General features: G+C 58.3%; 24 protein-coding genes and 1 riboswitch. Of the genes, 9 read left to right on the top strand and 15 right to left on the bottom strand.

What is annotated here, in order from left to right; all coding sequences use genetic code 11:
- Positions 1-415: 415 nt before the first annotated feature.
- The 4 genes from EAV92_RS21300 to EAV92_RS21285 all read right to left on the bottom strand — a co-directional run bounded on the left by EAV92_RS21300 (position 416) and on the right by EAV92_RS21285 (position 3,101).
- Positions 416-1,108, bottom strand: a complete 693-nt coding sequence (locus EAV92_RS21300) for a DNA-binding response regulator (RefSeq protein WP_123042944.1) — start codon at positions 1,106-1,108, stop codon at positions 416-418.
- Positions 1,109-1,164: 56 nt separating this feature from the next.
- Positions 1,165-1,938: a sugar phosphate isomerase/epimerase family protein gene (locus EAV92_RS21295; protein ID WP_123042943.1), complete on the bottom strand. Its 774-nt coding sequence runs from the start codon at positions 1,936-1,938 to the stop codon at positions 1,165-1,167.
- Positions 1,939-2,074: 136 nt separating this feature from the next.
- Complete coding sequence (locus EAV92_RS21290) at positions 2,075-2,827, bottom strand: polysaccharide deacetylase family protein (RefSeq protein ID WP_123042942.1); 753 nt, start codon at positions 2,825-2,827, stop codon at positions 2,075-2,077.
- A gap of 67 nt (positions 2,828-2,894) precedes the next feature.
- The gene (locus tag EAV92_RS21285) at positions 2,895-3,101 is read right to left on the bottom strand and encodes a DUF1657 domain-containing protein (protein WP_123042941.1); all 207 of its coding nucleotides are present in this window, start codon (positions 3,099-3,101) and stop codon (positions 2,895-2,897) included.
- A 147-nt stretch (positions 3,102-3,248) separates the two neighbouring features.
- Between EAV92_RS21285 and spoVAC the strand changes: the two genes are divergently transcribed.
- From spoVAC to EAV92_RS21265, 4 genes are all read left to right on the top strand, one after another.
- Positions 3,249-3,719, top strand: a complete 471-nt coding sequence (gene spoVAC, locus EAV92_RS21280; protein ID WP_123042940.1) for a stage V sporulation protein AC — start codon at positions 3,249-3,251, stop codon at positions 3,717-3,719.
- 7 nt (positions 3,720-3,726) lie between these two features.
- Positions 3,727-4,782 carry a stage V sporulation protein AD gene (gene spoVAD / locus EAV92_RS21275; RefSeq protein WP_123042939.1) on the top strand — a complete coding sequence of 352 codons (1,056 nt, stop codon included), beginning with the start codon at positions 3,727-3,729 and terminating at the stop codon, positions 4,780-4,782.
- Between the two features lie 6 nt (positions 4,783-4,788).
- Positions 4,789-5,649: a DUF421 domain-containing protein gene (locus EAV92_RS21270; protein WP_123042938.1), complete on the top strand. Its 861-nt coding sequence runs from the start codon at positions 4,789-4,791 to the stop codon at positions 5,647-5,649.
- A 115-nt stretch (positions 5,650-5,764) separates the two neighbouring features.
- Entirely contained in the window at positions 5,765-6,523 is a 759-nt protein-coding gene (locus tag EAV92_RS21265; RefSeq protein WP_123042937.1) for a 3'-5' exonuclease, read from the top strand.
- A 36-nt stretch (positions 6,524-6,559) separates the two neighbouring features.
- Here the strand turns inward: EAV92_RS21265 and EAV92_RS21260 are convergent, their stop codons facing one another.
- Both EAV92_RS21260 and EAV92_RS21255 read right to left on the bottom strand, forming a co-directional pair.
- Entirely contained in the window at positions 6,560-6,973 is a 414-nt protein-coding gene (locus EAV92_RS21260; RefSeq protein ID WP_123042936.1) for a DUF6157 family protein, read from the bottom strand.
- Between the two features lie 572 nt (positions 6,974-7,545).
- On the bottom strand, positions 7,546-9,069 hold the full coding sequence (locus EAV92_RS21255) for a DHA2 family efflux MFS transporter permease subunit (RefSeq protein WP_123042935.1): 1,524 nt from the start codon (positions 9,067-9,069) through the stop codon (positions 7,546-7,548).
- 200 nt (positions 9,070-9,269) lie between these two features.
- Between EAV92_RS21255 and EAV92_RS21250 the strand changes: the two genes are divergently transcribed.
- Together EAV92_RS21250 and EAV92_RS21245 are read left to right on the top strand one after the other, a co-directional pair.
- Positions 9,270-9,887, top strand: a complete 618-nt coding sequence (locus EAV92_RS21250; RefSeq protein WP_123042934.1) for a TetR/AcrR family transcriptional regulator — start codon at positions 9,270-9,272, stop codon at positions 9,885-9,887.
- A gap of 7 nt (positions 9,888-9,894) precedes the next feature.
- Complete coding sequence (locus EAV92_RS21245; protein ID WP_123042933.1) at positions 9,895-10,653, top strand: exodeoxyribonuclease III; 759 nt, start codon at positions 9,895-9,897, stop codon at positions 10,651-10,653.
- Between the two features lie 60 nt (positions 10,654-10,713).
- Here the strand turns inward: EAV92_RS21245 and EAV92_RS21240 are convergent, their stop codons facing one another.
- On the bottom strand, positions 10,714-11,484 hold the full coding sequence (locus tag EAV92_RS21240; RefSeq protein WP_123042932.1) for a MerR family transcriptional regulator: 771 nt from the start codon (positions 11,482-11,484) through the stop codon (positions 10,714-10,716).
- 49 nt (positions 11,485-11,533) lie between these two features.
- A complete protein-coding gene (locus tag EAV92_RS21235) occupies positions 11,534-12,370 on the bottom strand; it encodes a helix-turn-helix transcriptional regulator (protein ID WP_123042931.1) in 837 nt (278 codons plus the stop codon).
- A 137-nt stretch (positions 12,371-12,507) separates the two neighbouring features.
- Between EAV92_RS21235 and EAV92_RS21230 the strand changes: the two genes are divergently transcribed.
- The gene (locus tag EAV92_RS21230) at positions 12,508-13,893 is read left to right on the top strand and encodes an MFS transporter (protein WP_123042930.1); all 1,386 of its coding nucleotides are present in this window, start codon (positions 12,508-12,510) and stop codon (positions 13,891-13,893) included.
- Positions 13,894-14,436: 543 nt separating this feature from the next.
- Here EAV92_RS21230 and EAV92_RS21225 read toward each other — a convergent pair.
- From EAV92_RS21225 to EAV92_RS21200, 6 genes are all read right to left on the bottom strand, one after another.
- Positions 14,437-15,249: a flagellar motor protein MotB gene (locus tag EAV92_RS21225; RefSeq protein ID WP_123042929.1), complete on the bottom strand. Its 813-nt coding sequence runs from the start codon at positions 15,247-15,249 to the stop codon at positions 14,437-14,439.
- A complete protein-coding gene (gene motA / locus EAV92_RS21220; RefSeq protein ID WP_123042928.1) occupies positions 15,227-16,036 on the bottom strand; it encodes a flagellar motor stator protein MotA in 810 nt (269 codons plus the stop codon). The genes EAV92_RS21225 and motA overlap by 23 nt, the downstream gene beginning before the upstream one ends.
- 188 nt (positions 16,037-16,224) lie before the next feature.
- Complete coding sequence (cuyB, locus tag EAV92_RS21215; RefSeq protein WP_123042927.1) at positions 16,225-16,929, bottom strand: cysteate racemase; 705 nt, start codon at positions 16,927-16,929, stop codon at positions 16,225-16,227.
- 39 nt (positions 16,930-16,968) lie between these two features.
- A complete protein-coding gene (locus tag EAV92_RS21210; protein WP_123042926.1) occupies positions 16,969-18,465 on the bottom strand; it encodes a Mur ligase family protein in 1,497 nt (498 codons plus the stop codon).
- A 12-nt stretch (positions 18,466-18,477) separates the two neighbouring features.
- Positions 18,478-19,662: a carboxylate--amine ligase gene (locus EAV92_RS21205; protein ID WP_123042925.1), complete on the bottom strand. Its 1,185-nt coding sequence runs from the start codon at positions 19,660-19,662 to the stop codon at positions 18,478-18,480.
- A 234-nt stretch (positions 19,663-19,896) separates the two neighbouring features.
- A complete protein-coding gene (locus EAV92_RS21200) occupies positions 19,897-20,751 on the bottom strand; it encodes a bifunctional 5,10-methylenetetrahydrofolate dehydrogenase/5,10-methenyltetrahydrofolate cyclohydrolase (RefSeq protein ID WP_123042924.1) in 855 nt (284 codons plus the stop codon).
- Between the two features lie 59 nt (positions 20,752-20,810).
- Positions 20,811-20,891, bottom strand: a riboswitch (ZMP/ZTP riboswitch).
- Positions 20,892-21,115: 224 nt separating this feature from the next.
- Here EAV92_RS21200 and EAV92_RS21195 point away from each other — a divergent pair.
- Both EAV92_RS21195 and aguB read left to right on the top strand, forming a co-directional pair.
- On the top strand, positions 21,116-22,081 hold the full coding sequence (locus EAV92_RS21195) for an agmatine deiminase family protein (protein WP_420888790.1): 966 nt from the start codon (positions 21,116-21,118) through the stop codon (positions 22,079-22,081).
- A 9-nt stretch (positions 22,082-22,090) separates the two neighbouring features.
- A complete protein-coding gene (aguB, locus tag EAV92_RS21190; protein ID WP_123042922.1) occupies positions 22,091-22,966 on the top strand; it encodes an N-carbamoylputrescine amidase in 876 nt (291 codons plus the stop codon).
- A gap of 62 nt (positions 22,967-23,028) precedes the next feature.
- On the opposite strand, the gene EAV92_RS21185 is transcribed toward aguB, so the two are convergent.
- Positions 23,029-23,442, bottom strand: coding sequence for a hypothetical protein (locus EAV92_RS21185; RefSeq protein WP_123042921.1), 414 nt, complete (start codon positions 23,440-23,442; stop codon positions 23,029-23,031).
- Positions 23,443-23,462: the final 20 nt, after the last annotated feature.

The following is a 23,462-nucleotide window of genomic DNA, read 5'->3' as shown; positions in this document are numbered from 1 at the left end:
GTCATTGAATTTGATCGGTAATCGACGAAGCAGGGGACGTTCCCTCCGATCGGATGACTGTTGGACTTCGCTTTGCTTTGCTAGTTTTCACCCTCGATACTACCATGAAGACGCTTACGGTTTCGATGCGAAATTCGGAATATGAGCGAAAAGTCACGGCGATCTCTCCTCGCCGATACCTCTCGTGGATGCCCCCAGCCTTCTCTTTTCCAGATTTAAGACGTTGGGAACACCTTATTACCGCCCATACGCACCCATTCTCGAAAATAAGCTGATGCGAAACCGTTAATTTGTCGAAAATGCCGTCGGAGCGCCAACCTGGGGAGCAATAGCGTTACCGCAGCGTCTTATCGCAGACCCCGCCGGGCTTCACCGAGCAAATAACGTTTTGTCATAACGTTATTTTGCTTTGTTGTTACCTCCAACGGTTCGCTTTCGGACCGAGGACGTAAGTCCGAACGCGGGCGGAGCCCGACGCGGGAACGAGCAGCTCCTTCTCCACCAACTCGTGCAGCAGTTTGCGCGCATACTGGGCATGAACGCCTAGCGGTACGCAGATCTCGGTTGGCGTAAAGGGACGGCGAAGCACGGAAGCCACGCGCATGATTTCCCGCTGCTCCAGCGTTAACAAGTACGGTTCCATCAAGCCGTTGCCATACAGCTTACCGAGCATTTGCAGAATGAACTGCTGGCATTGCCGAGGGCGTTCCGTGATCGCATCAAGCGTAAACCGAATCACCTTCCATCCATCCGCCACCAATTGGTTCTGTCTGTCACGTTCGTAGTCGAAGCTCCGTCTGCTCACGTTTTTCGCATGCGAGCTAAAATCATCGACTTCCCAATCAATCAGATACGGCGGCCTCACATAGGCATGATCCAGATAATACGATCCGTCCCGGAAATTCGCCACTTCGTATTCCGCATGAAGATAATCGAAATTGCCGATCGCCGGCCACCAGATGTTCTGTGCGAACAACTTTTCATTTCGGCCATGGCCTACCTTCAATCTCCGCAGCGCTTCGCCCGTGCGGTTCTTGGCCTGTTTGTCCAGCCACCTGAGATATTGCTCTTCCACGACGCCGAAACCTCCCCGAAAACGCGAAAACACCGCAGCCTCCCCCTCCGGGGCGGTGCGGTGTGCTTCACGCGCTTATTTTTATAATTTTAGATCCATCCGCGTTCGCGGAACCACGCGAAGTTCAGCTTCGCGCTTTCGAGCGAACCGACTTCGTACCGCTCTTGCTCGATAATGACGTACTCGACGCCGGCTTTTTCGCAAGCCGCCAGCGCGGAGTCCCAATCGACGGAGCCGCGGCCGATTTCCGTGTCCACGCCGTCGTCTTTGAAATCCTTCGCATGGACAAGCGGCAGTCGTCCCGCATACTTGGCCACGTAAGCCGCCGGATCCTGGCCCGCGACCTTCACCCAGCCGAGGTCGAATTCCGCGAACAGCTTGCCGGCCGGAACCCGATCGAAAACGCGGTCGATCACGAGTTCGCTGCTGCCGGAGATCGGCTTGAACTCAAAATCATGGTTATGGTAGCCGAAAGTCATGCCCGAAGCCGTCACGATGTCGGACGCTTCTTCCAGCACTGCGGCCATTTTGTCCACCGCTTCGGCGGTCGCATTCTGGCCCAGCGGGTACCACGGCACGACGAAGCGCTTGATGCCCAGCTCGGAGTAGTATTCCACGGAAGCTTTCAGGTTGTCCTTCCACTGGTCCGGTTGGTCCATCGTCAGGCCGACGTGCGCGGAAGGCGCGTTCAGCCCGGCGTCGGACAACGCCGCTTTCAGATCCTTCGCGGATACGCCGTAATAACCGGCCAGCTCCACGTTCTTGTAGCCGATATCCGCGATTTGGCGGATCGTGCCGAGGAAGTCCTTTTCGCTCAGGTCGCGAACCGAATACAGTTGAATGCCGACTTGAGGTTTCGTCATTGTACCTGCACCACCTTCATTTTCTCTTTGACGCGCAATACGAGGTCATATCCATTATAGGCTTACGACCCCTCCCGTTCGAAAGCGGTTATTTTGCCGTATTTGTATGCCATTTGGACGAGGAGCCGGCCCGCGGCTACCAAACGGCTTTGCTGTGCCCCATCAACTCGGAGACGGTGACGAAACGATAGCCCAGTTTTTGCAGCTCCGGCAAAATGATTTTCAGCGCGTCCACCGTCTGCGTAGAGCCGTTCACGTAGTCGTGGAGCAGGACGATATCGCCGTTCCGGGCGTTGCGCAGCACCTTGCGGACGATTCGCCCGACGCCGGGTCGCGCCCAGTCCTTCGTGTCCTGATGCCAGGACCACATGACCGTCTGCAGGCGCTCCTTTTTCACTTCCGCGAGCACCACGTCGGTGAATACGCCTCCCGGAGGACGGAACAAACGCGACGTCTGTCCCGTCGTTTCGAAGATGATTTTCTGCGTTTTCGAGACTTCTTCCCGGATCCTCTCCTGCGTGCTGGAAGGACCGAGAAAACGATGCGTATAGGTGTGGTTAGCCAGTTCGTGACCTTCCGAAACCTGGCGTTTGGCAAGCTCGGGATTTTCGCGGACCTTACGCCCGATCGTGAAGAAGGTCGCTCTCGCATGGTATTGCTTCAGCAAATCCAGGATCGCGGGAGTGTTTTGGGGATCGGGACCGTCGTCGAACGTGAGGGCCAGGACCTTCTCGTTCCCCGGCACTTCCCATACGACGTCTCCTCTGGACTCATAGTAAGTACGGTCGTGCCTGGGCGCAGCATCGGCTTTCAAGGCTGACGAGGCCAGGACTGCCAGCGCCAACGCAAGGGCAGCCGCCGTTAATCGGCTTGCGCGTTTTCTCTGCATTTTCATCCCTCCGCAACCGGAAAGAAGCCCCGCTCGCGCGGCGCTTCTTCATGGAGTCGGCTTTTGATTAGAAGCCTTTATATTGGGGTTCTTCGTTCTCCAGCTGAGTGACGCGCGCTTCGACTTGCTGCAGGATTTGGCCGGTTTGGGTGGCCGCATCGGTGAACATCTGCTTCGCTTCTTGGTTCTGCGTGCTCAGGGCGAACGACTCCAGGCTGGCTTGGGCACTTTTCAGCGACGCTACGCACGTTTTAACTTGAGTTGCTACAGTCACGAATCGATCACCCTTTTGAGTTTAATGAATTGCCGAACGATAGGATGCCCCCGGCGCGGCCGATTACTCAGGAGACATTTTCCATCCCTAAAACATGCGATCCCAACGCATCCTTGTAATCAAATGGGCAGACGAGGGGGTCAACACATGGCCAACAAGAAATTGAAAAAGCTGACGCCGGTGCAGCAGGAGTATCAGAAAGTCGCCAAAAGAAGGGAGCCCAAGCGGCCGGTCCTTCTGAATACGGTGCGGGCGTTCCTCGTCGGCGGCGTCATCTGCACGCTCGGGCAAGGGATCCAGCAGGCGATGATCCGCTGGGGCGGCTTCGACGAGAAGCAGGCGTCCAATCCGACCGTCGCGATCCTTATTCTGATCTCCGTCCTGCTGACCAGCTTCGGCGTTTACGATAAAATCGGCCAGTGGGCAGGCGCAGGCTCAGCCGTGCCCGTGACCGGATTCGCGAATTCGATGGCTTCCGCGGCGATCGAGCACCGGAGCGAAGGGATCGTGCTGGGCGTCGGCGGGAATATGTTCAAAATGGCCGGCCCCGTCATCGTCTTCGGCACCGCGGCCGCATTCTTCGTCGCTCTGATCCGGCTGATCTTGAAAGGAGGGTGAGGCCGGGATGCTGAAGGGGCACCAAAGCTGGGTTTTCGAACGGAAACCCGTCATCGCGTCCACGGCGGCGGTCGTCGGGCCCTTCGAAGGCAGGGGGCCGCTGGCCGACGACTTCGACATCATCCACGGCGATTCCATGCTCGAGCAAGCCAGCTGGGAGAAAGCGGAGAGAACCCTGCTGGAGGAAGCCGCCAAAATCGCGATCGAACGTGCCGGCGTGACCAAGGAGGAAATCCAGTTCTACGTCGGCGGCGACCTGCTGAACCAGATCACGAGCAGCAGCTTCGCCGCCCGTTCGCTGGCGATCCCGTACCTCGGCGTATTCGGCGCGTGCTCGACGTCGATGGAGAGCCTTGCGCTCGCCTCCTACATCGTCAACTCCGAGGGGGCGAATTACGCGCTCGCGGGCACCTGCAGCCACAACTCCACCGCGGAGAAGCAGTTCCGCTACCCGACGGAGTACGGCTCCCAGAAGCCGCCGACCGCGCAGTACACGGTGACGGGCGCGGGCACGGCCGTCGTGTCGCGTTCGGGGTCGGGCCCGGTCGTTGCCGCGGCGACCATTGGCCGCATCGTCGACATGGGCATCAAGGACCCGTTCAACATGGGCGCCGCCATGGCTCCGGCAGCCGTCGATACGATGACGGCGCATTTTCGCGACCTGGGCATCTCGCCGGACCATTACGATCTCATCGTGACGGGCGACCTTGCCAAGGTCGGGTATGAGATCGCCTGCGACTTGATCGAGAAACACAAGCTCCCGATCGACCTCGCTCGTTATAAGGATTGCGGCATGATGATTTACGACTACAAGAAGCAGATGGTTCAGGCCGGCGGCAGCGGGTGCGCCTGCTCGGCCGTTGTCACGTACGGTCATATCATGAAGAAGATCCGCTCAGGGGAGCTCAAGCGTGTCCTCGTGGTCGCGACGGGCGCGCTGCTGTCCCCGTTGTCCTTCCAGCAGGGCGAATCGATTCCGTGTATCGCCCATGCGGTGGCGATCGAAGCGCCGGAAGGCGCCGCGGCGTCCGGCTCCAGTTCCGGTTCCGGGGAAAGGGGGTAAGCGCACATGCCGCAATGGATCGAAATTTTGCTTCGTTCTCTCGGCGCGCTTGTCTCCCTGTTCATTTTCACGCGCATTTTGGGGAAGAAACAGATTTCGCAGCTGACGTTCTTCGAGTACGTCACGGGGATTACGCTGGGCGAATTGGCCGGTTTCATCTCCACGGACATGGAGAGGCATTATATCCTCGGCATTCTCGCGATGTCCGTCTGGTTTATCGTCCCGTTCGGTCTCGAAATGCTGACGCTGAAAAGCAAAATCCTCCGCCAATGGCTGGAGGGCAAAGGCACCGTCTTGATCAAGGAAGGCAAAGTGCTCGAGGACAGCCTGAAAAAGGAACGTTTGACCGCGGACGAACTGCTCGAGCAGCTGCGGGGCAAAAACGTGTTCCGAACCGCCGACGTCGAATTCGCCGTCATGGAGTCCAGCGGCGAACTAAGCGTGCTCCTCAAAAAGGATAAGCAGCCGCTGACGCCGAGCGACATGAACATCAAGACCGTCAACGAAGTTGAGCCGCAAACCGTCATCATCGACGGCAAAATCATGCACGAGCCGCTCGCCACGATCGGCCTGAACCAAGGCTGGCTGAAAACGGAGCTCGAGAAAGTCGGCGTGACGGTGGAGAACGTATTTCTGGCGCAAGTCGACGCTTATCAACAGCTGTACGTGGACTTGTTCGACGACAAGCTCACGGTCCCGCTGCCTCAAGCCAAGGCGCTGCTGCTCTCGACCTTGAAGAAAATCCAGGCCGACCTCGAGCTGTTCGCCCTCACGACCCGCAACGCCGACGCCAAGAAGATGTATGGAGAACAAGCGCAGACGATGGACAAGATGGTTTCGGATTTGAAGCCGATGCTGCAGAATTGATGGTTTTGGGGAGGGGCAGGGACCGACAGGCGGTTCCCTGCCTTCTCGTTTAGGTGCTTTGTCCGGCTTCGTGGTGATATAGTAAAAGAGGGAAATTTTATCGGAGGTTGGAATTTTGGACTACATCATACTCGATATCGAATTCAACGGCCGCAAATTCGCGAGCGACCTGCCCATGGAGGTCATCGAGATCGGAGCCGTGCGGCTGAACGAGGCGCTGGAGACCACGGACGTGTTCTCGTCGATGGTCAAGCCGGTCTACTTCTCCAAGCTGAACAGCTTCATCAAAAAGAAAACCGGGATCGCCCAAGAGGAAATCGACGGCGCGGACGGGTTTCCGAAGGTGATCGGGGCTTTCCAGGCGTGGCTGAACCGCAGCGATTCTTTCATGCTCGTCACATGGGGCGGCGAGGATTTGAAGCGCATCGTGTTCGACACGCGCATGCACAAGCTGGATGACGCCTACTGGATGTCCGTTTACTACTATGATTTGCTCAAAGGATTTTTGCGCTACAAAAACGTCACCAACGACGTCAGCGTCGAGGCTGCGGTGGCGGATTTGGGGATCGAGGCGGAAGGCTCGGCCCACCGGGCGCTGGACGATGCGCGGATGACGGCGGAAGTGTTCCGGCGCGTTTTCGGCAATCTGGACTGGGATCGGAAGCAGCAATACAAGGACATGTTCTCCAACTCTAAAGAGCGCAGAATGGTTAAAAACGCCGTGCGGGCGATGCTCTCCCAGAAGACCGCGCCCCAATGGGAGAAGGTCGTGGAGCATTATTTGGACGGAAAAGTGGATTTGTCGGATGCGAGGAAAGCTGCGGAGCTGCGGGAGTTTTTCGAGGCGGAGGCCGCGAAAGTGGCGAAACGGTAAAGAGAAGGGAGCTTCCCGGGCGGGAGCTCCCTTCTTTTATTTGCGGCTGTTGCGCATGGCAGGCACGATTTTGACGTTTTCGACTTCGCCGGCCAGGAACCGTTGATACTCGGGGGATTCCCTCGGGATGAGCGCCAGCTTGCCTTCGGCGTTGAAGTGGATGCCCCAGCCGTACTTTTTCGGCAGCATCGACGCGCGCATGCACGCCGTCGGCTTCTTGTAGAATTCTTCCTTATGCTCGGCGAATTCCTCCTCCGGAATTCCCTTATGCCGGGCGTGCACCTCGAAAAGCAGCTCTTCTTGCGTGTAAACGTACGGCTGCTCGGCAACGAGCTCGAATTCGATGCCGGGCTTCGTTTTCCCGCTTTTCTTATCCGGAGGCGCAATGCCGTACTCGGCCGGACAATCCGGGGCTACCGTTATGAACGTGTCATAGTAGTTCCACTCCATGTGCGACTACCTCCTCGCTTTGTTCCCGTACTTGTCGTTCTTCATCTCTATTTATTACCACCTTAAGCCAAAATAGGCGATTTTTCAATCGGTCATTGTAACAGTCCCCATTCGCGAGTTCTGCACTCTAAGACGTTTTCGCCTTCTTACGGGGGCCATCTGCTGTGATTTCCACTCCCTAAGACGATTTCTCCGTCTTACGGAGGCCAACTGCCGTAATTCCTGCTCCCTAAGACGGTCTCGCCGTCTTAGAGCGGACGCTCAATCGCATGGTGGCGACGGACGGTGCTAGTTATTCGGATGGTGGGGACGTGCGGGTTTAAGTAAACGTGGTTTACTTATGACGGCAGAGGCGACTCTTCGGGCGGGGTTTAAGTTGTCGTGGTTTACTTAGTGTTACGGATTGCGGGGCTGCGGCTTGGTTTAAGTAATCGTGATTTACTTAACGTGACGATTGGCGGGGGGCCGGCTGGGTTTAGTAAACGTCGTTTACTTAAGGCAGCGGATGGCGTGGTTGCGATCGGGCAACACGAAAAAGCCGGGTCCCCTGAAGGGAACCCGGCCACCCAAACTTATCCCATATGCAGCGCTTCGACCGAAACCTCGGCCTTCGCGGCCTGTGCTTCGCCGTCCGAGGGCTTCTTGCCGCGGCGGAGTACGAAGCCGAGCAGGATGCCGAACACCGCGACGGAAAGCATGACGCCGAACGTGTAGTCGAACGCCTTGGGTGCCAAGGCGATCATCGCTTTCGCCGTCGCGGTTTGGTCCCCTCCGGCTGCCGCCATGGCCGGATCCGCGGCCGCCAGCGTCTTCATGTGCGTCGTGAGGACCGTCACGACCGTCGCTACCGCGAGCGAGCTGATGACCTGTTGCAACGCGCCCGTCAGCGAGGTGACGCGGCTGACGAGTTCGCGTGGCGCCTTGGTCATCAGATGCGAGTTGAGCGGCATCATCATAAGCCCCATGCCGGCACCGGCCATGATAAGCGGGAGCAGCAGGTCCTTCCCTTCCGTCGTCAGATCGAGGAAAGTGTACTGATAGATCGCGCCCGACACGAGGCTGAGGCCGATGACGACGAGCCAGCGTACGCCGATCCGGTCGAACAGGAAGCCCCCGATCGGCATCAGGCACGCCGACGCGAGCGCCTGCGGGAACAGCGTCAACCCGGTGTCCAGCGCTCCGAAGCCTCGTGCCTGCTGCAGGAACTGCGGCATGAGGAAGATCGCGCCGAACATGGAGAATTGGACGATCCACTGCGCCACGATGGCCAGCGAGAAATCCGCGGACTTGAACACCCGAAGCTCCAGCAGAGGCGTTTTGGCGCGCAGTTCCACGAAAATGAAGGCGATCAGCGCGATTCCGCCGACGATGAGGCCGGCCAGCGTTTTATCCGAGGTCCAACTGTGCGCTCCTTCGCTCACCCCGAACGACAAGGCGGCGAAAGCGATCGGTCCAAGGATCATGCCTGGCAGGTCAAAGCCGGCGACCTTCTGCCGGGCGATCTTCGGCAGGCTCCACAGACCGAACAGCACGCTGAAAATGCCCACCGGAATGTTGATCAGGAAAATCCAGCGCCACGAATGGTACTCGACGAGCCACCCGGACACGATCGGCCCGATCGCCGGCGCGAACAGGATCGGCACGCCGAGCAAGCCCATGACGGCGCCGATTTTGTTCGGCGGGCTCAGCCGGTAAACGTAAGCCATCGCGACAGGCATAACGAAACCGCCGCCGAGGCCTTGGATGATACGGAAAACGATCAGCCATTCCGCGCTGTTCGGCGTCGCGCAGAGAGCGGAACCGACCGTGAACAGGATGACCGAAGTGAGAAAGACGTTTTTCGCGCCGAACCGGTCTGACAGCCAGCCGGCCAGCGGGATGACGGCGGCGGTCGCCAGCATGTAGCCGGTCACCGTCCACTCCAGGGTAGGGAGCTGGGTATGGAAATCCGTCACCAGCTGCGATAACGCCACGTTCATGGCCGTCGTATCGAGAATGACCATGAAACAGCCCGCGATGATGGCGATCAGGGGAACCAGTATGCTGGACAGCCGGAATTCAGCTGAGGCTTCCCCATTTAATGCCGCTTTCGCCATGTTTCTTCCACTCCTCCCACTCTCAACGTCTGCATGGAGCCGGCGATCCTGATGTTTTTTCTCAGGTGACGGGCACATGAGCGTCGATTGTGTTATATTTGTATGGCGGACAATTGTCCGCACACAGAATATAACGGACAATTGTCCGCAAGTCAAATGAACTTTTGGTAAACTTCACCGGGAAAGGAGCCGAACCTGCCATGCCGCATGAAGAAACGGACGCCAAGGACCAACGCGACGCGGAATACCGCCGCCGCATTCTCGAGGCCGCCCGGGCTCTGGTCGACCGGAACGGCATCGACTCGGTCAACATGTATCAAATCGCGCAAGAAGCCGGAATCGGCCAAGGCACGCTGTACCGCCGTTACGAGCACGCCGGCGAAATCTATTCCGACATGCTCCGCGAGAGCGTGGAACATTTTCTGCAAGAATTGGAGAGCTGGCACGCTCCCTCCGCATCCGCGGCTTCCGCCTTGGAACGATTGGACGACGCGATCGGACGGCTCATCCATTACATCGACGATAACGTCGTGTTTCTGTCCACCATCAATTGCCTGTACGCCGGCAAGAAAACCTTCCTGCCCCATAAACGTCCGATCACCCAGCGCCTGCAAGGCATTTTTCAGGATCTGCTGAACGACGCCGTCAGGCAGGGAGAAACGGGCGAACTCGACGTCACTCTAACCGCGAATTTCCTGCTCGCCGCCCTCTCTCCCGAGCAATATTTGCACCACCGCGAATCGCTCGGCTACGACAAAGACATGTACCTGGCGGGGATCCGCCGTTTGTTCATAGAAGGATTGCGAAAAAGGGGATAAACCGGCAATGAAGCTCGTTTCTTGGAACGTGAACGGCCTGCGGGCCTGCGTCAACAAAGGATTCAACGATTATTTTGAGGAAATGGACGCCGATCTGTTCTGCGTGCAGGAGACGAAGCTCCAAGAAGGCCAGATCTGCTTGGACCACGGAGAAGCGTACGGCCAATATTGGAACTACGCCGAAAAGAAAGGCTATTCGGGAACGGCCGTCTTCACGAAACTGAGGCCGCTCTCCGTCCGTTACGGCATCGAGGAGGATTTTGAGCCGGAAGGCCGCATCCTCACACTGGAGTTCGATTCTTTTTTCCTCGTGACCGTATACACGCCGAATGCCAAACGCGACCTTTCCCGGCTGGAATACCGGCTGGAGTGGGAGGACCGGTTCCGCGACTATCTCGTCCAACTGGACGGCCGCAAGCCGGTCATCGTGTGCGGGGACTTGAACGTGGCGCATCAGGAGATCGATATCAAAAACGCGAAGGCCAACCGGGGAAACTCCGGCTTTACGGACGAAGAACGGGACAAAATGAACCGTCTGCTCGACGCCGGCTTCGTGGACACCTTCCGTTATCTCTATCCCGACCGCAAGGACGCTTTCAGCTGGTGGTCCAACATGCCGAAGGTGCGGGAACGCAACGTCGGCTGGCGGATCGATTATTTTCTCGCGTCGGACAGGCTGAAGCCGAAGATCACCGACGCGCGGATTGACTCGCACGTGCTCGGCAGCGATCATTGCCCTGTCGTGCTTGAGATCGACATTGACTAAGGACGCGAAAGGCGAAAGAAAGGCCGGAACCCTGCGTAAACGGGGTGTCCGGCCTTTCTCTTATCCTTGCGAATTGATACCCGTATAAAAGTGGATCGCGTCTCGCAGAAACTCCGCCGTTCCCGGCTGTTTCTCGTCGTAGTGCGCTTTGAAGCGCTCGTCGTCCACGTACATTTGGGCGAGGTTCGCGTGGGCTTCCTTGCTGTAATCGCTCCAGTAGAAGCTCAGCCACCGCTTATGCAGGTCGGCCGCTTTCTGGGCCAGCTCCCCGGCGGGGTTGCCCGTCCGGAAAGCTTCCGCCAGCACCGAGGATAGTTCCTCTGACAGGCGCGTCACTTCCTCATGCTGCTCTTTCGTCATGTTCTGCACTTTCCGGTTGGACTTCTCGACGGCCTCTTCGCCGTATTTTTCGCGAATTTCCTGGCCGTACTTCTTCTCGTTCTCCTCGATCAGGTTCCGTTTGAACCCTTCGAACTTCTCTTCATCGCTCATATCCATTCTCCCTTCGGATGCGGCAATCGTTTTATCCACGTTCTCGATCAGCAAATCCAATTGCCTTCTCTTGTCGAGGAGTTGCTCACGATGCTCCCGAAGCGCTTCGGCACCGTTAAAGGCGGGATCGGTCACGATTTGCTTGATGCGGTTCAGGTCGACTCCGAGCTCCCTATAAAACAGGATTTGCTGCAGCCGATCGACCTCCGTTTGCCCGTAAATCCGATACCCCGACGAGTTGGTCCTGGCCGGCTTCAGGATGCCGATCTCGTCGTAAAAACGGAGCGTTCTGGTGCTGATCCCCGCGAGGCGGCCCAGCTTCTGCACGGTGTATTCCATGTGATCTCCTCCCGACGATTTCACGATACACCTTTACGTAACGTTAAGGTCAATACGTTTTCAGAAGCTTTTTTAATTGATCCGCCGTTGCCTGATCCAGAGGGAGATTCACCGTAAGCTGCAGATCGGTGGAGTCGATGACGGAGAAGGAAAGATGGTCAAAATGGAGCGCTCCAACCTCCGGATGGTAGATCGTCTTATACCCCTCCGGCGCGTCGAGCACTTCGTGCTGCGGCCACCACTCCCTGAATTCCGGGCTGACGGCTTTCAGTTCCTCGATCATGCCGCTCCACCAAGGGTCCCCCACGTAGCGGCCGTAGTTGGCGCGGAACTGCGCGAGCCTTCGCCGGGCACTCTTCTCCCAGCCATCGCGGAACATGGCTTTCGTATCGTCGGACGTGAACAAACGCCATAGCGAGTTCCTCTCCCGGTCCGACATGCGGTCGTAATCGCCGAGCACGGCGCACGCCGCGCGATTCCACGCTACGATATCCCAACGCGAGTTCGATACGAAAGCCGGACACTCCCCTTGCCGGTCCAGCAAGCTTTGGAGCAGGGGGCTTACCTCTAGCTGCGGTTCGCGGCCCTCCGTCGGCTCATACCCGGTCGCGAGTATATAGAGATGCCTTCTCTCGTTGTCGTCCAACCGCAGCGCGCGCGACACGCTCTCCAGCACCTGGGCGGACACGTTGATCTCCCTGCCTTGCTCCAGCCACGTATACCAATCGACGCTGACGCCCGCCAAGTAAGCGACCTCGGAACGGCGAAGCCCCGGCGTTCGGCGGCGTCCGCCCGGCTCGAGTCCGGCTTGTTCCGGCGTCAAACGGGCACGGCGGGTTTGAAGGAATTGGCCGAGCTGCTTCGCCCGGTTGTGTTCGACGGCCATCGGTTTGAACCTCCCGCATCTATAGATAGGAGCGGCGCTCCTAGGATAAACCGCTCTCTCGAACCTTGTTCTCTCAGAATATACACTACAGAAAAGTTTCGCATAAAGTCTACGATTCGGTAAAGGAGTTGTTCCTCATGAATCAAGCGGTTGTCTCAACACCCGCTCCCCTGACCCGCGCAAGAAGCTCGCTGCTGCTCACCGGCCTCGCGCTCGGGTATTTCATCGTGCTGCTCGACACGACCATCGTCACCGTCGCGCTTCCCGCCATCCGCCTGAATCTCGGCGGAGGCCTTCACGGGCTGACTTGGGTCGCCAACGCCTACACGATGGTCTATGCCAGCCTGCTGCTCGGCATGGGCTCGCTCTCCGACCGCTACGGCGCCAAGCGCGTGTTCCTCGCCGGATTGACCGCTTTCGCGCTTGCGTCCGTCTTGTCCGCCGCCGCTTCCTCGCTGGGCATGCTCATCGCGCTGCGGGCCATACTCGGCATCGGAGGTGCCGCGATCCTGCCGGCGGCGCTGACGATCATCGCCCAAACCTTCACCGACCCGCAGCAGCGAGCGCGTGCGCTCGGCATCTCGGCGGCCGTATCCGGACTTGCGTTGGCGGCGGGGCCCGTGCTCGGCGGCTTTCTTGTGGATGCTTTCGGCTGGCCGAGCATCTTTCTGGTCAACGTGCCGGTCGCGATCGCCGCCTTCGTGCTGGTGAGCCGAAACCGGCTGGATCCCGCTCGCCGCGGTTCGGGCAGCGGCTTCGATCTTGCCGGGCAGCTAACGAGCATCCTCGCGGTCGCGGCGATCACGTGCGGAATCATGGAAGGAGCGCAGTGGGGCTGGAGCTCGACCCCTACATTTGCGATGCTTGCAGGAGGCGCCGCGCTGCTCCTGCTATTCGCGCGGATCGAGCGGAGAAGCGCTTCTCCGATGCTCCCTTTCTCCCTTTTCCGCAGTTCGGTGGTATCGGGCGGGATGGCCGCGGGTTTCCTGGTCAACTTCGGTTTCTCCGCGGCCCTCTTCTTGTTGACCCTCTACTTTCAAAATGAGCTCGGGCATTCCGCCCGTCTTACGGGGTTGGACTTCCTCGCCATGACGCTGCCGATGGCCATCGTTCCGATGTACATGGGCAGCATCGTGAAACGTTTCGGGGCGGGGCGTTCCATCGGTGCCGGATTTCTGATCGCCGCGGCGGGACTGGCGATCCTCACGTTCACGCCGGCGAATGCGGGATACGCGGTCACGATTCCCGCGCTGTGCATGATCGGCTGCGGACTCGCCCTCGTGCTTCCCGCACTGATGTCCTCCGTCATCGCCGCCGCTCCACAGGGCACCGCGGGCATCGCTTCCGGGGCGCTGAACGCGTTCCGCCAGCTCGGCGCTACCATGGGCGTGGCATTCTGCGGCGTCCTGCTGGATGCCAACGCCCTATTCGCGGACGCCTGGGTTCGGACGCTCGGCGTCACGAGCCTGCTGTTCGTCGCCGGGGCGGGAGTCGCATACCGCTATTTGCGGCCACGCGGGTAAATAGATGCAAAAGTGCATCTATTATTAAGCCAATGCCAGGCCGAGAAACGATTCATGCAAATATGCAGGTATTTTCTCGTTACCTCCCCAATACGCACCGCCATGACTCGAAAAACCTGCATAATCGCACCCATTCGCTTTGAATGAACGAGATTCGTCAAAAATACCTGCACTTTTGCAGGAGTTCACACCGGGACTGACTCGAGTGGCGGCTGCAGTTCGGAAAAACACACTTAGATACGCACACCGGAGGTTCGTGTCGTCTGCAGTTCGAAAAAACACAACTAAACGGGCCCTATTCGAGCCCCATATGCAAAACCGCTCTCTAAGCAGGCAAAATCGAACTACAGCCGCATTTTCCGAAGCTCCACCTCTGCAGTTGGGCAAAATCGAACTATAGCCGCATTTTCCGAAGCTCCTCCTCTGCAGTTGTGCAAAATCGAACTATAGCTTCGCGGCCCTACAGCCCCGCCCCAACCCCCACGCACAAACAAATAAAGCCGGGATCGCCCGCCAAGGCGATTCCGGCTTTGCCATTGCTTCTTACTGCGAGTTCGCGGCACCCGAATCCGCAGCCGACTTATCGGTCGATGCGTCCGAATATTTCCGCAGGATGGAGACTTCGACGCGGCGGTTTTTGGCCCGGCCCGCGTCCGTGTTGTTGCTTTCGACCGGGCGGTACTCGCCGTAGCCGATGGAACCGAAACGTCTCGGATCGAACGCTTTGTTCTCCAGCAGGATCTTCATGAAGTTGATCGCCCGTTTGGAGCTGAGCTCCCAGTTGGAGGGGAACTCCACCGTGTTGATCGGCAGGTTGTCCGTATGCCCGGTGACCATGACTTCATAATCGTTATACTGCTGCAGCATCTGGCCGATCGCGACCGCGAGCTTGCGAGCCTCCGGCTTGACGGCGGCGCTGGCCGGTTCGAACAGCGCGTTGTCCCGGATCGTGATCAGCAGTTCCGATTGGTTCAGCTGGGTATCGAGCTGGGAAGATAGCCCGTTCTTCTTGATGTACTGTTGCAGCTGCTGCTGCAGCTTCTCGAGGTTCTGCTGCTCTTCCTGCTGAAGCTGGGCTTTGGACTTGCCTTCCGGGCTCAAGTGCTTGATTCCGTCTTTCGGGCTTTGGACGTCGCCCGTCTGCACGATCGTTGAAGCTTCGAAAATGCTCAAGCCGTCGCTGAAAGCGGATTTGAATGCTTTGCTCAGTTGCTCGAGCTTCGAGGTATTAACCGAGCTGACCGCGTAAAGCACGATGAACAAAGCGAGAAGCAGCGTCATCAAGTCGGAATACGGGAGGAGCCACGATTCGTCCGCGTGCTCCTCGTGATGCTCATGCCGATGCTTTTTGCTCACCGCCGGCCTCCTCCTTCTGGTTGAACGCGACCCGTTCCGTAGGCGTCAGGAACACCATCAGCTTCTGCTGGATGGCGATCGTGGAAACGCCGGACTGGATGGAGAGAAGGCCTTCGACCATCATGAGCTTCAGGTCGATCTCTTTCTTGGAGATCCGCTTGAGCTTATTGGAAATCGGATGCCACAGCACGTAACCGGTGAAGATACCGAGCAGCGTCGCGATGAAGGCCGCCGCGACCGCGTGGGCCAGCGCCTCCATGTTATTCAAATTCTGCAGGGCGGCGATCAGACCGACGACGGCCCCGAGAACCCCGAGGGTCGGCGCGTACATGCCCGCCTGGGAGAAAATCTGCGCGCCGGAACGGTGGCGGTCTTCGGTCGCGGAGACGTCCTCGAGCAGAACGTCGCGAACAAGGTCCTGGTCGTTGCCGTCGATGATCATCCGCATGCCGACCTTCAGGAAATCGTCCTCGATCTCCTCGACTCTCGCTTCCAGGGCGAGCAGCCCTTCGCGGCGGGTGATCGTCGCCCAGTCCATGAACATGGAAATGAGCTGTTCGCGCGCCACGAGCTTCGGCTCTACGAACACGATCTTGAACAGCTTCGGCACTTTTTTCAGGTCGCTGAACGGAAACGCCATGCAGATCGAAGCGATCGTTCCGACAATGATTATGACAAAAGCGGCCGGGTTCGTGACCAGACTGATCAGCGGCGCTTTCTTGAGAATCATCCCGACGATGAGGGAGAACAATCCGAGAAACAAACCGATTATCGTGGTATTTTTCATCGTACACCTCAGCATGTAAGTTGTTGGGCGTGGCTGAGTTTCCTCACATACCGACACTCTATCCTGTTTATCGACATTCGGAGGGAAAAGCATTAGAGCGGAAAACAAAAAAAGAGCGGGAACGCCGCACGCGTCCCCGCCTCTTCACACCACGATTTCCGCTCTACAAACCACGTTTTTCCAACCGTTTACCCGAAACGTTTGCCCGACAGCTCGATCGACTTCCGGACGAGCACGTCCATGGCGTCCGCGCAGTAAGCCGCCGTCTCCTCGCTCACCGGAATGCACGACAATTCCGTACACGCCAGGATGGCGCAATCGCAGCCTTCCCGGTCGAGCAGCTGCCGGACGACGCTCTCCAGCTCCGCCGAGCTGTCTTTCTTGCCTTTTTTAAAATCATAGATAATGTCCATGACCTGCTGCTGGACGGACGCGTCCGGCTCGTACAGGCGAATGCCGAGCCGTTCGGCCGCCTTCCGGTAAACCCCGCTGCGCACCGTGCCGTTCGTCGCGAGCAGCCCGGCCTGGCTACCCTTGCCGTAACGCTCGGCAATGACCTTCAGCGTCTCCTCGACCATGTTGATGATCGGGATCGTCGTCATGCCCTGCATGTCATCGTAAAAATAATGCGAGGTGTTGCAGGGAATCGCGATATGGGACACTCCCGCATGCTCCATGAAGCGGAAATCCGGCTCGATGGCGGTCAGGAACTTCCGGCCGTCGTTCTCCAGAATGACCTCCGTCCGGTCCGGCAACGTCGCGTGGTTCAACACCAGCATGTCGATGTGATCCTGGTCCCGTTCCGCGACGGTATGATCGATGATTCTATCCATGAAAACGGAAGTCGCTTTGGGACCCATTCCTCCGATGATGCCTAACCGTTTGTTTTCCACTGCCAAACCCACTTTGCATGAAATTTCTTGCCGTTCCCGTCAGACATCCAGCGATTCGCGGTCTTTCAGCATGTTCAGCGCGATCTCCCCGCCGGGATCCATCCCCTGGCAGCCCGCCAGCAGGACCAGGTCCCCCCGTCCGGCATGGTTCAGCCCGTCCGCGATTGCGTCCGGCAATTGCTCGTACAGCCTGACGCGGATGCCGGCCTTGTCCATCACTTCCATGAATACGCGGGCCTCTTCGTCGGTCACCTTGTCCTTGGCCGTGACGTGCGAGACGCTCTTCGTCGCGATGATCTCGTCCAGCTCGAGACGCTTCATCCACTCGACGATCGCTTCCGCGTTCTCTCGGTTAACCGTCGGTCCCCGTTCGCCGCGGATCGCGTAAACGAGCTTCAAATTTTCGAAATCCATGTAGCGAAGCGTTTCGAGCGTGACGTTGATGTTGCCGGGATTCGCGAAATGGTCGTCGATGATCGTGAAGTCGCCCTCGTAGATGAACTGGAACCTTCTCTCCACCCCGGGGAACGTCTTCAGCGTATGCTGGATGACCGATACCGGAACCCCGCACAGCAGCGCGTTCACGATCGCGACCATCGAGTTGTAGACCGAATGAAGTCCCGGAACGGACAGCTCCACTTCGAACTCGCCGGGATTCAGCTCGATGTCCCTCCACCGGATCGGTTTCAGGATTTCGACCTTGAACTTGCCCCGTCCCGTCGACAGGTCCAAGTCCTTGCAGTGGATGTCGCCTTCCTTGCTTTTCACGCCGAAGGTGACGACTTGCGCGCGCGTGTCGTTCACGAGCGAAGCCGAGTAGGAGTCGTCCAAGTTGAGGACGGCCATGCTTTTCTCGCCCGCATTGCGGATCAAGCTCGCCTTGGCGTTGAAATATTGCTCGAAGGAGCCGTGGGAATCGATGTGTTCGCGGCTCAGGTTGTTGAACGTGACGATGTCGTAGTCGACGGTTTCGACCCGGCGCGCCTCCAGCGCGGCGGAAGAAACCTCCATCGTCACGTGCGATACGCCGCGGTCCGCCATCTCGCCCAGATAGCGCTGCAAATCCAGGGATTCCGGCGTCGTCAGCTCTGCCGGAATCGAAGCATCGTCGATCTTGATGACCACGGTGCCGATGAGTCCGGTCTTCAGCCCGTGGTTCTCCAGCATCGCGTTCGTCATATAGGAAGTGGTCGTTTTGCCGTTGGTGGCGGTGATGCCGATCATGAACATTTTGTCCGCCGGGTGACCATAGAAGGCCGCTCCTAAGCGAGCCAAAGCGATCCGACCGCTCTCCACGCGGTATTGCGGGATGTCGAGACCTTCCTGGAATTCCTCGACGACGGCCGCGACCGCTCCGTTCTGAACGGCACTGGCGAGGTACTTGTGTCCGTCTGTCTTATAGCCGCGCACGCAGACGAAAACATGCCCTTCGGCGACTTTGCCCGAGTGGTAAGAGACGCCCGTCACCTGCAGGTCGCGGTCGTGGATACTGTCGATGACTCGGACGGCCTTGAGAAGTTCTTTCAGCTGGGTCATAAACGAAACCTCCTACCCTCGCGAGTTTTTGCCGAACATTTTGCCGAGGGTGATGGACAGAAACGAGAATGCGGGCTTCGGATCCCGCCAATCCCAAATGGCGTATGCTTTGGGCTTGAAGAAGGACTTGAACACTTGTCCGAACGTCAGCTGCTTGGTCTTCAGGTAGCCCTTGATCGCCAGCAGGTCCTCGTAGGCGTACCAGAATACGAGGTTCGTGTCCTTCTTCACCGCATATGGTTCCACGGGGGAGCCCGTCAGCTCGCGGTAAGTGATATAGGGAATGTTGACGCCCGCCTTGTTCAGCAGGACGTTCAGGTTCGTGATCCGCACGTTGACCTCGATCAAGTAGAACTTGCCGGTTTCGGCGTCCTTCTTGAACTCGATTTCGGCGAAGCCCTTGTATTTCATGTCTTCCAGGAATTTGGCGCCGATCTCGTAGAGTTCCGGCACGTATTTCTGCCCGGTGTACACCGAAGCGCCGAAATTAATCGGATACTGACGGAACTTCTGGCAGGTCACCCAGTGGGTGACTTTGGATTCCTGGTTCAGATAAGCATCGAATGTATACATGTGGTCGTCGAAGCCCGGGATGATCCGCTGCACGATGACCTCGAGGCCGGCCTGGCGGGATTTCTCGACCGCTTCGACCAACTCCTGCTCATAATAAACCTTAAATAGCTTCCTTCTAAACTTGGCCACGAACGCGGGAGAATCGGAAGGCTTCACGAGACAAGGATATTTGATCGTCTGCGCCACTTTCGCCAGGTAATCTTCCTCGTCCACCCGGACCGTCTCCGGCACGGCGACGCCCTTCTCGATAGCCGCGCGCTCCAGCATCTCCTTGTTCATGAGCCGGGTATAAATGCCTTTCTCCGTCTGAGGTATCAGGTAGCTTTCCCGCAGCTCTTCCAGATATTCGTCGATGACTTCGACGTAGTTATCGTGGCAGGGAATGAGGACCGGAGGGGCGCTTTGCATGCTGGCGTAGTCTTTCAGATAACGGATGAAGCCCGCGGGATCCTCCTTATAGTGGGGAACGACGAGCTTCTCCGAGACGTATTTGGAATCGGCTGCGTACGTGTTTTTCGTCGAATAGTCGACAGCGACGGTATGGATGCCATGTTCGCCCAAGCACCGGATCGTGCTGAGGCCTATGTAATAGTTGCTTCCCAAAATGACCGCTTTATTGTTCAACGTGATTACACATCCCAGAGGTGGATTTTCGCCCTGCGGCCCGGACGGAAAACCCGGGTGCGGCCGCGTGGTGACGGCATCGGAGGCCGGCCAAGCCATTAGCGAACGGCTGAGTAAATTTTACTTCATGCCCTAGTAGAATACAAGACAAGCCCTCCCCCGCCGGCGCCAGGCGTAAAAAGGAAAAAAGCCTTGCGCGCAAGGCTTTCGGGGGAGGCGGGTTGGCAACACTTGCTAGGCGGAACCGATTCTTTCGGCCGCGTCCACGGTATGCTTCAGAAGCGTCGCGATCGTGACCGGACCAACGCCCGCCGGAACCGGCGTGATCGCCGCGGCCTTGAGGAGGCACTCCTCGTAATCGACATCTCCCACGTTGCCCGGGTTGTATCCCGCGTCGAGCACGACCGCTCCCTCGCGGATCCAATCGCCCCTGATGAACTTCGGCTTGCCGACGGCGGCTACCACGATGTCGCCCGAACCGACGATATCCGCCAGTCCCTGCGTTTTGGAATGGCAGACGGTGACCGTGGCGTTGCGGTTCAGCAGCATGAGGGATACCGGCTTGCCCAGAATCGGACTGCGTCCGACGACAACGGCGTGTTTACCTTCGATCGGGATTCCATAATCGTCGAGGATCGCCATGATCGCCGCCGGCGTGCAGGACGGGTAGGCCGCAAACCCGAACGCGTTCTGTGCAAAACCGAGCGTCGTGACGCCGTCCACGTCTTTGTCGATGCGGATGGCGTCGAAAGCGGCTCTCTCGTCGATCTGATGCGGCACGGGATGCTGCAGCAGGATGCCGTGAACGCTTGAATCTTCATTTAACTCGCGAATCGCGGCGATCAGCTGCTCGGTCGTCGTGCTTCGGTCCAGCTGGATGCGCCGCGACTCCATCCCCAAGCGCTCGCAGGCATTCCCTTTCATGCGGACGTACGTCGCCGATGCGGGGTCGTCTCCGACGAGAATGGTCGCCAAACAAGGGGTGATCCCCCGTTCGGCCAGCAGGTTCACCCTCTCAGCCAATCGTTCCTTGATGTCCCGAGCCACCCGTGCTCCGTCCAAAATCAGCGGTCCTTCCGTTTTCGCCATTTTCAGCCACTCCTTCATTACGGATTGAAAACGCAAAGAGGCAAGGGGGCGATCCCCCTTACCTCTGCCCAGGCGTACGGCTCGTTCCGCCGCGTGCTCCCCCATGGTTGGTCCATGTTCCGCCAGTCACACGCAACCGTCTATTTGCTTTCATCATACTCAAATCCGGCATTCCGCACAATAAGGAAGAAGTTGTCCCGCGGAAGGCTTTGAGATCGGTCCCCTTATCGTTTATGATGGTTGAGGAATGGCCTTCATTAGTGACGATAAGAAATTTACCGATAAAGCGAGCTGATTCGACTTGGATCCAAGAGACCTTAAATTTAAAATGCCTGCCGAGTGGGCACCGCACGAACGCACCTTCATGTCCTGGCCGGTGCGCGAATCGATGGTTTACCCGGACGACCACGAGCCGGTATGCGGCGGATACGCGCAGGTCGTGAAGGCGATCGCCGAATTCGAGCCCGTGACCGTGCTGGTCAATCCCGCGGACAAGGACTTGGCGGCGGGTTACTTCGACGAGCCGAACATCGATTTCGCCGAAATCCCCCACAGCGACGCTTGGCTCCGGGATAACGGCCCGACGTTCCTCGTCGGCAAGAACGGCGAGCTGGCCGGCGTGAACTGGAAGTTCAACGCCTGGGGCGGCAAGTACGCGCCATGGGACCTCGACGACGAAGTCGCTCCCCAAGTGCTGGAGCGCGTAGGCGCACGCCGGTTCGACGCCCCCCTCGTCATGGAAGGCGGCTCGATCCACGTGGACGGGGAAGGCACGCTGCTCACGACGGAAGAGTGCCTGCTCAACCCGAACCGCAACCCGAACCTAAGCCGGGAGCAGATCGAAGATTACGTCAAACGGTTCACGAACGTCAGCAAGATCATTTGGCTCAAACGCGGACTCGACGGCGACGAAACGGACGGCCATGTCGACAACGTCGCGTGCTTCGCCGCGCCGGGCAAAATCGTCATCCAGGTATGCGACGACCCGAGCGACGAGAATTATGAAATTACGCAAGAAAACCTGCGCATCCTGAGCGAATCGACGGACGCCCAAGGACGCAAGTTCGAGATCGTGAAGATTCCCCAGCCTCCCAAATCGATGTTCGAGGAAAGCCGGCTGACGCTCAGCTACCTCAACTTCTATTTCGTAAACGGCGGCATCGTGCTCCCCGTATTCGGCGGCGCGGCGGAAGAAACCGACCGCGAAGCGGCGCGCATTCTGCAGGAAACGTTCCCCGAACGGCGCATCCGCACGGTCGACGGGATGGCGATCATCAAGGAAGGCGGCAACGTCCATTGCACGACGCAGCAAATGCCGCGGAAAGGATAGGGATTGTCCATGAGAAAGGTGAAAGTGGCGGCTACCCAAATGAGCTGCTCCTGCGATATCTACGAGAACATCGCCAAAGCGGACAAACTCGTGCGCCAAGCCGCGGCGGAAGGCGCTCAGATCATTTTGCTGCAAGAGCTGTTCGAAACGCCTTACTTCTGCCAGAAGGAGAAGTCCGACTACTACGTCTACGCGACGGAGCTGGAGGAGAACAAGGCGGTCAACCATTTCAAGAAGGTCGCCAAGGAGCTCCAGGTCGTGCTTCCGATCAGCTTCTACGAGAAGAAGAACTACGCCCGTTACAACTCGCTCGCGGTCATCGACGCGGACGGCGAAATCCTCGGCCATTACCGCAAAAGCCACATCCCGGACGGCCCCGGGTACGAAGAGAAGTTCTACTTCAATCCGGGCGACACCGGCTTCCAGGTGTGGAAAACCCGTTACGCCAAAATCGGCGTCGGCGTCTGCTGGGACCAGTGGTATCCCGAAGCCGCCCGCTGCATGGCGCTGATGGGCGCCGAGCTGCTGTTCTATCCGACGGCGATCGGCTCGGAGCCGCAGGACGGCTCGATCGACTCGAAGGACCACTGGCAGATGTGCATGCGCGGCCACGCCGCTTCGAACCTGATGCCGGTCATCGCTTCGAACCGCATTGGCGCAGAAAGCGACGACGACTCGACCATCACGTTCTACGGCTCCTCGTTCATCGCCGGGCCGCAAGGCAACATGGTCGAGGAAGCCGGACGGACGGATGAGACGGTGCTGACGGCCGAGTTCGACTTGGACCAGCTGGAGATCCAGCGGATCGAATGGGGCATTTTCCGCGACCGCCGGCCGGAACTGTACCGTACCATCGTTTCCTACGACGGCAGCACGATCGTTTAATATCGAATGATGAGCAAAACAGCCCTCTGCAGACCATTTTGCGTCCGCGAGGGCTGTTTTCGTTATCGGGTTCCGAGGTAAATATCCAGTTGGGCCGGCTGCGCGGGATTCGGCGCAATCCGGTATTTCGTCCCTCCGGAAGATTCGCCCTGGCAGGCATTTCCGAGTTGCACGGCTTCGAGCGGGAGATCGCAGCCCAGCATTCGGGCCAACTCGAGAGCCAGTTTCACCGCGCGCTCCTCTCCTGCATCGTGAACTGCAACAAAGTGCGTTTCTTTACGTTCTGCATATTTGAAGGTAATCCGATAGGCGATCGACTTGTCCGACTCTTGCGTGACGTAAAGCGTCCTGCCGCTCGAAGAAAGCCGGTAATCCCGGTATTCCGGCTCCGAGAGCTTCTCTTTTAACGCTTGAAGAACGTCGAAATAGAGCATCAGCCGCCTCCACCCTTCCTCTTCGGCCGGCGATTGCTCCACCCTAACCGTTTCCGTCGTGT

It is taken from the genome of Cohnella candidum (genome assembly GCF_003713065.1).
GTDB lineage: Bacteria > Bacillota > Bacilli > Paenibacillales > Paenibacillaceae > Cohnella > Cohnella candidum.
Note: the sequence above shows the minus strand (reverse complement) of the source record. Positions and strands in the feature narration are given on the sequence as shown.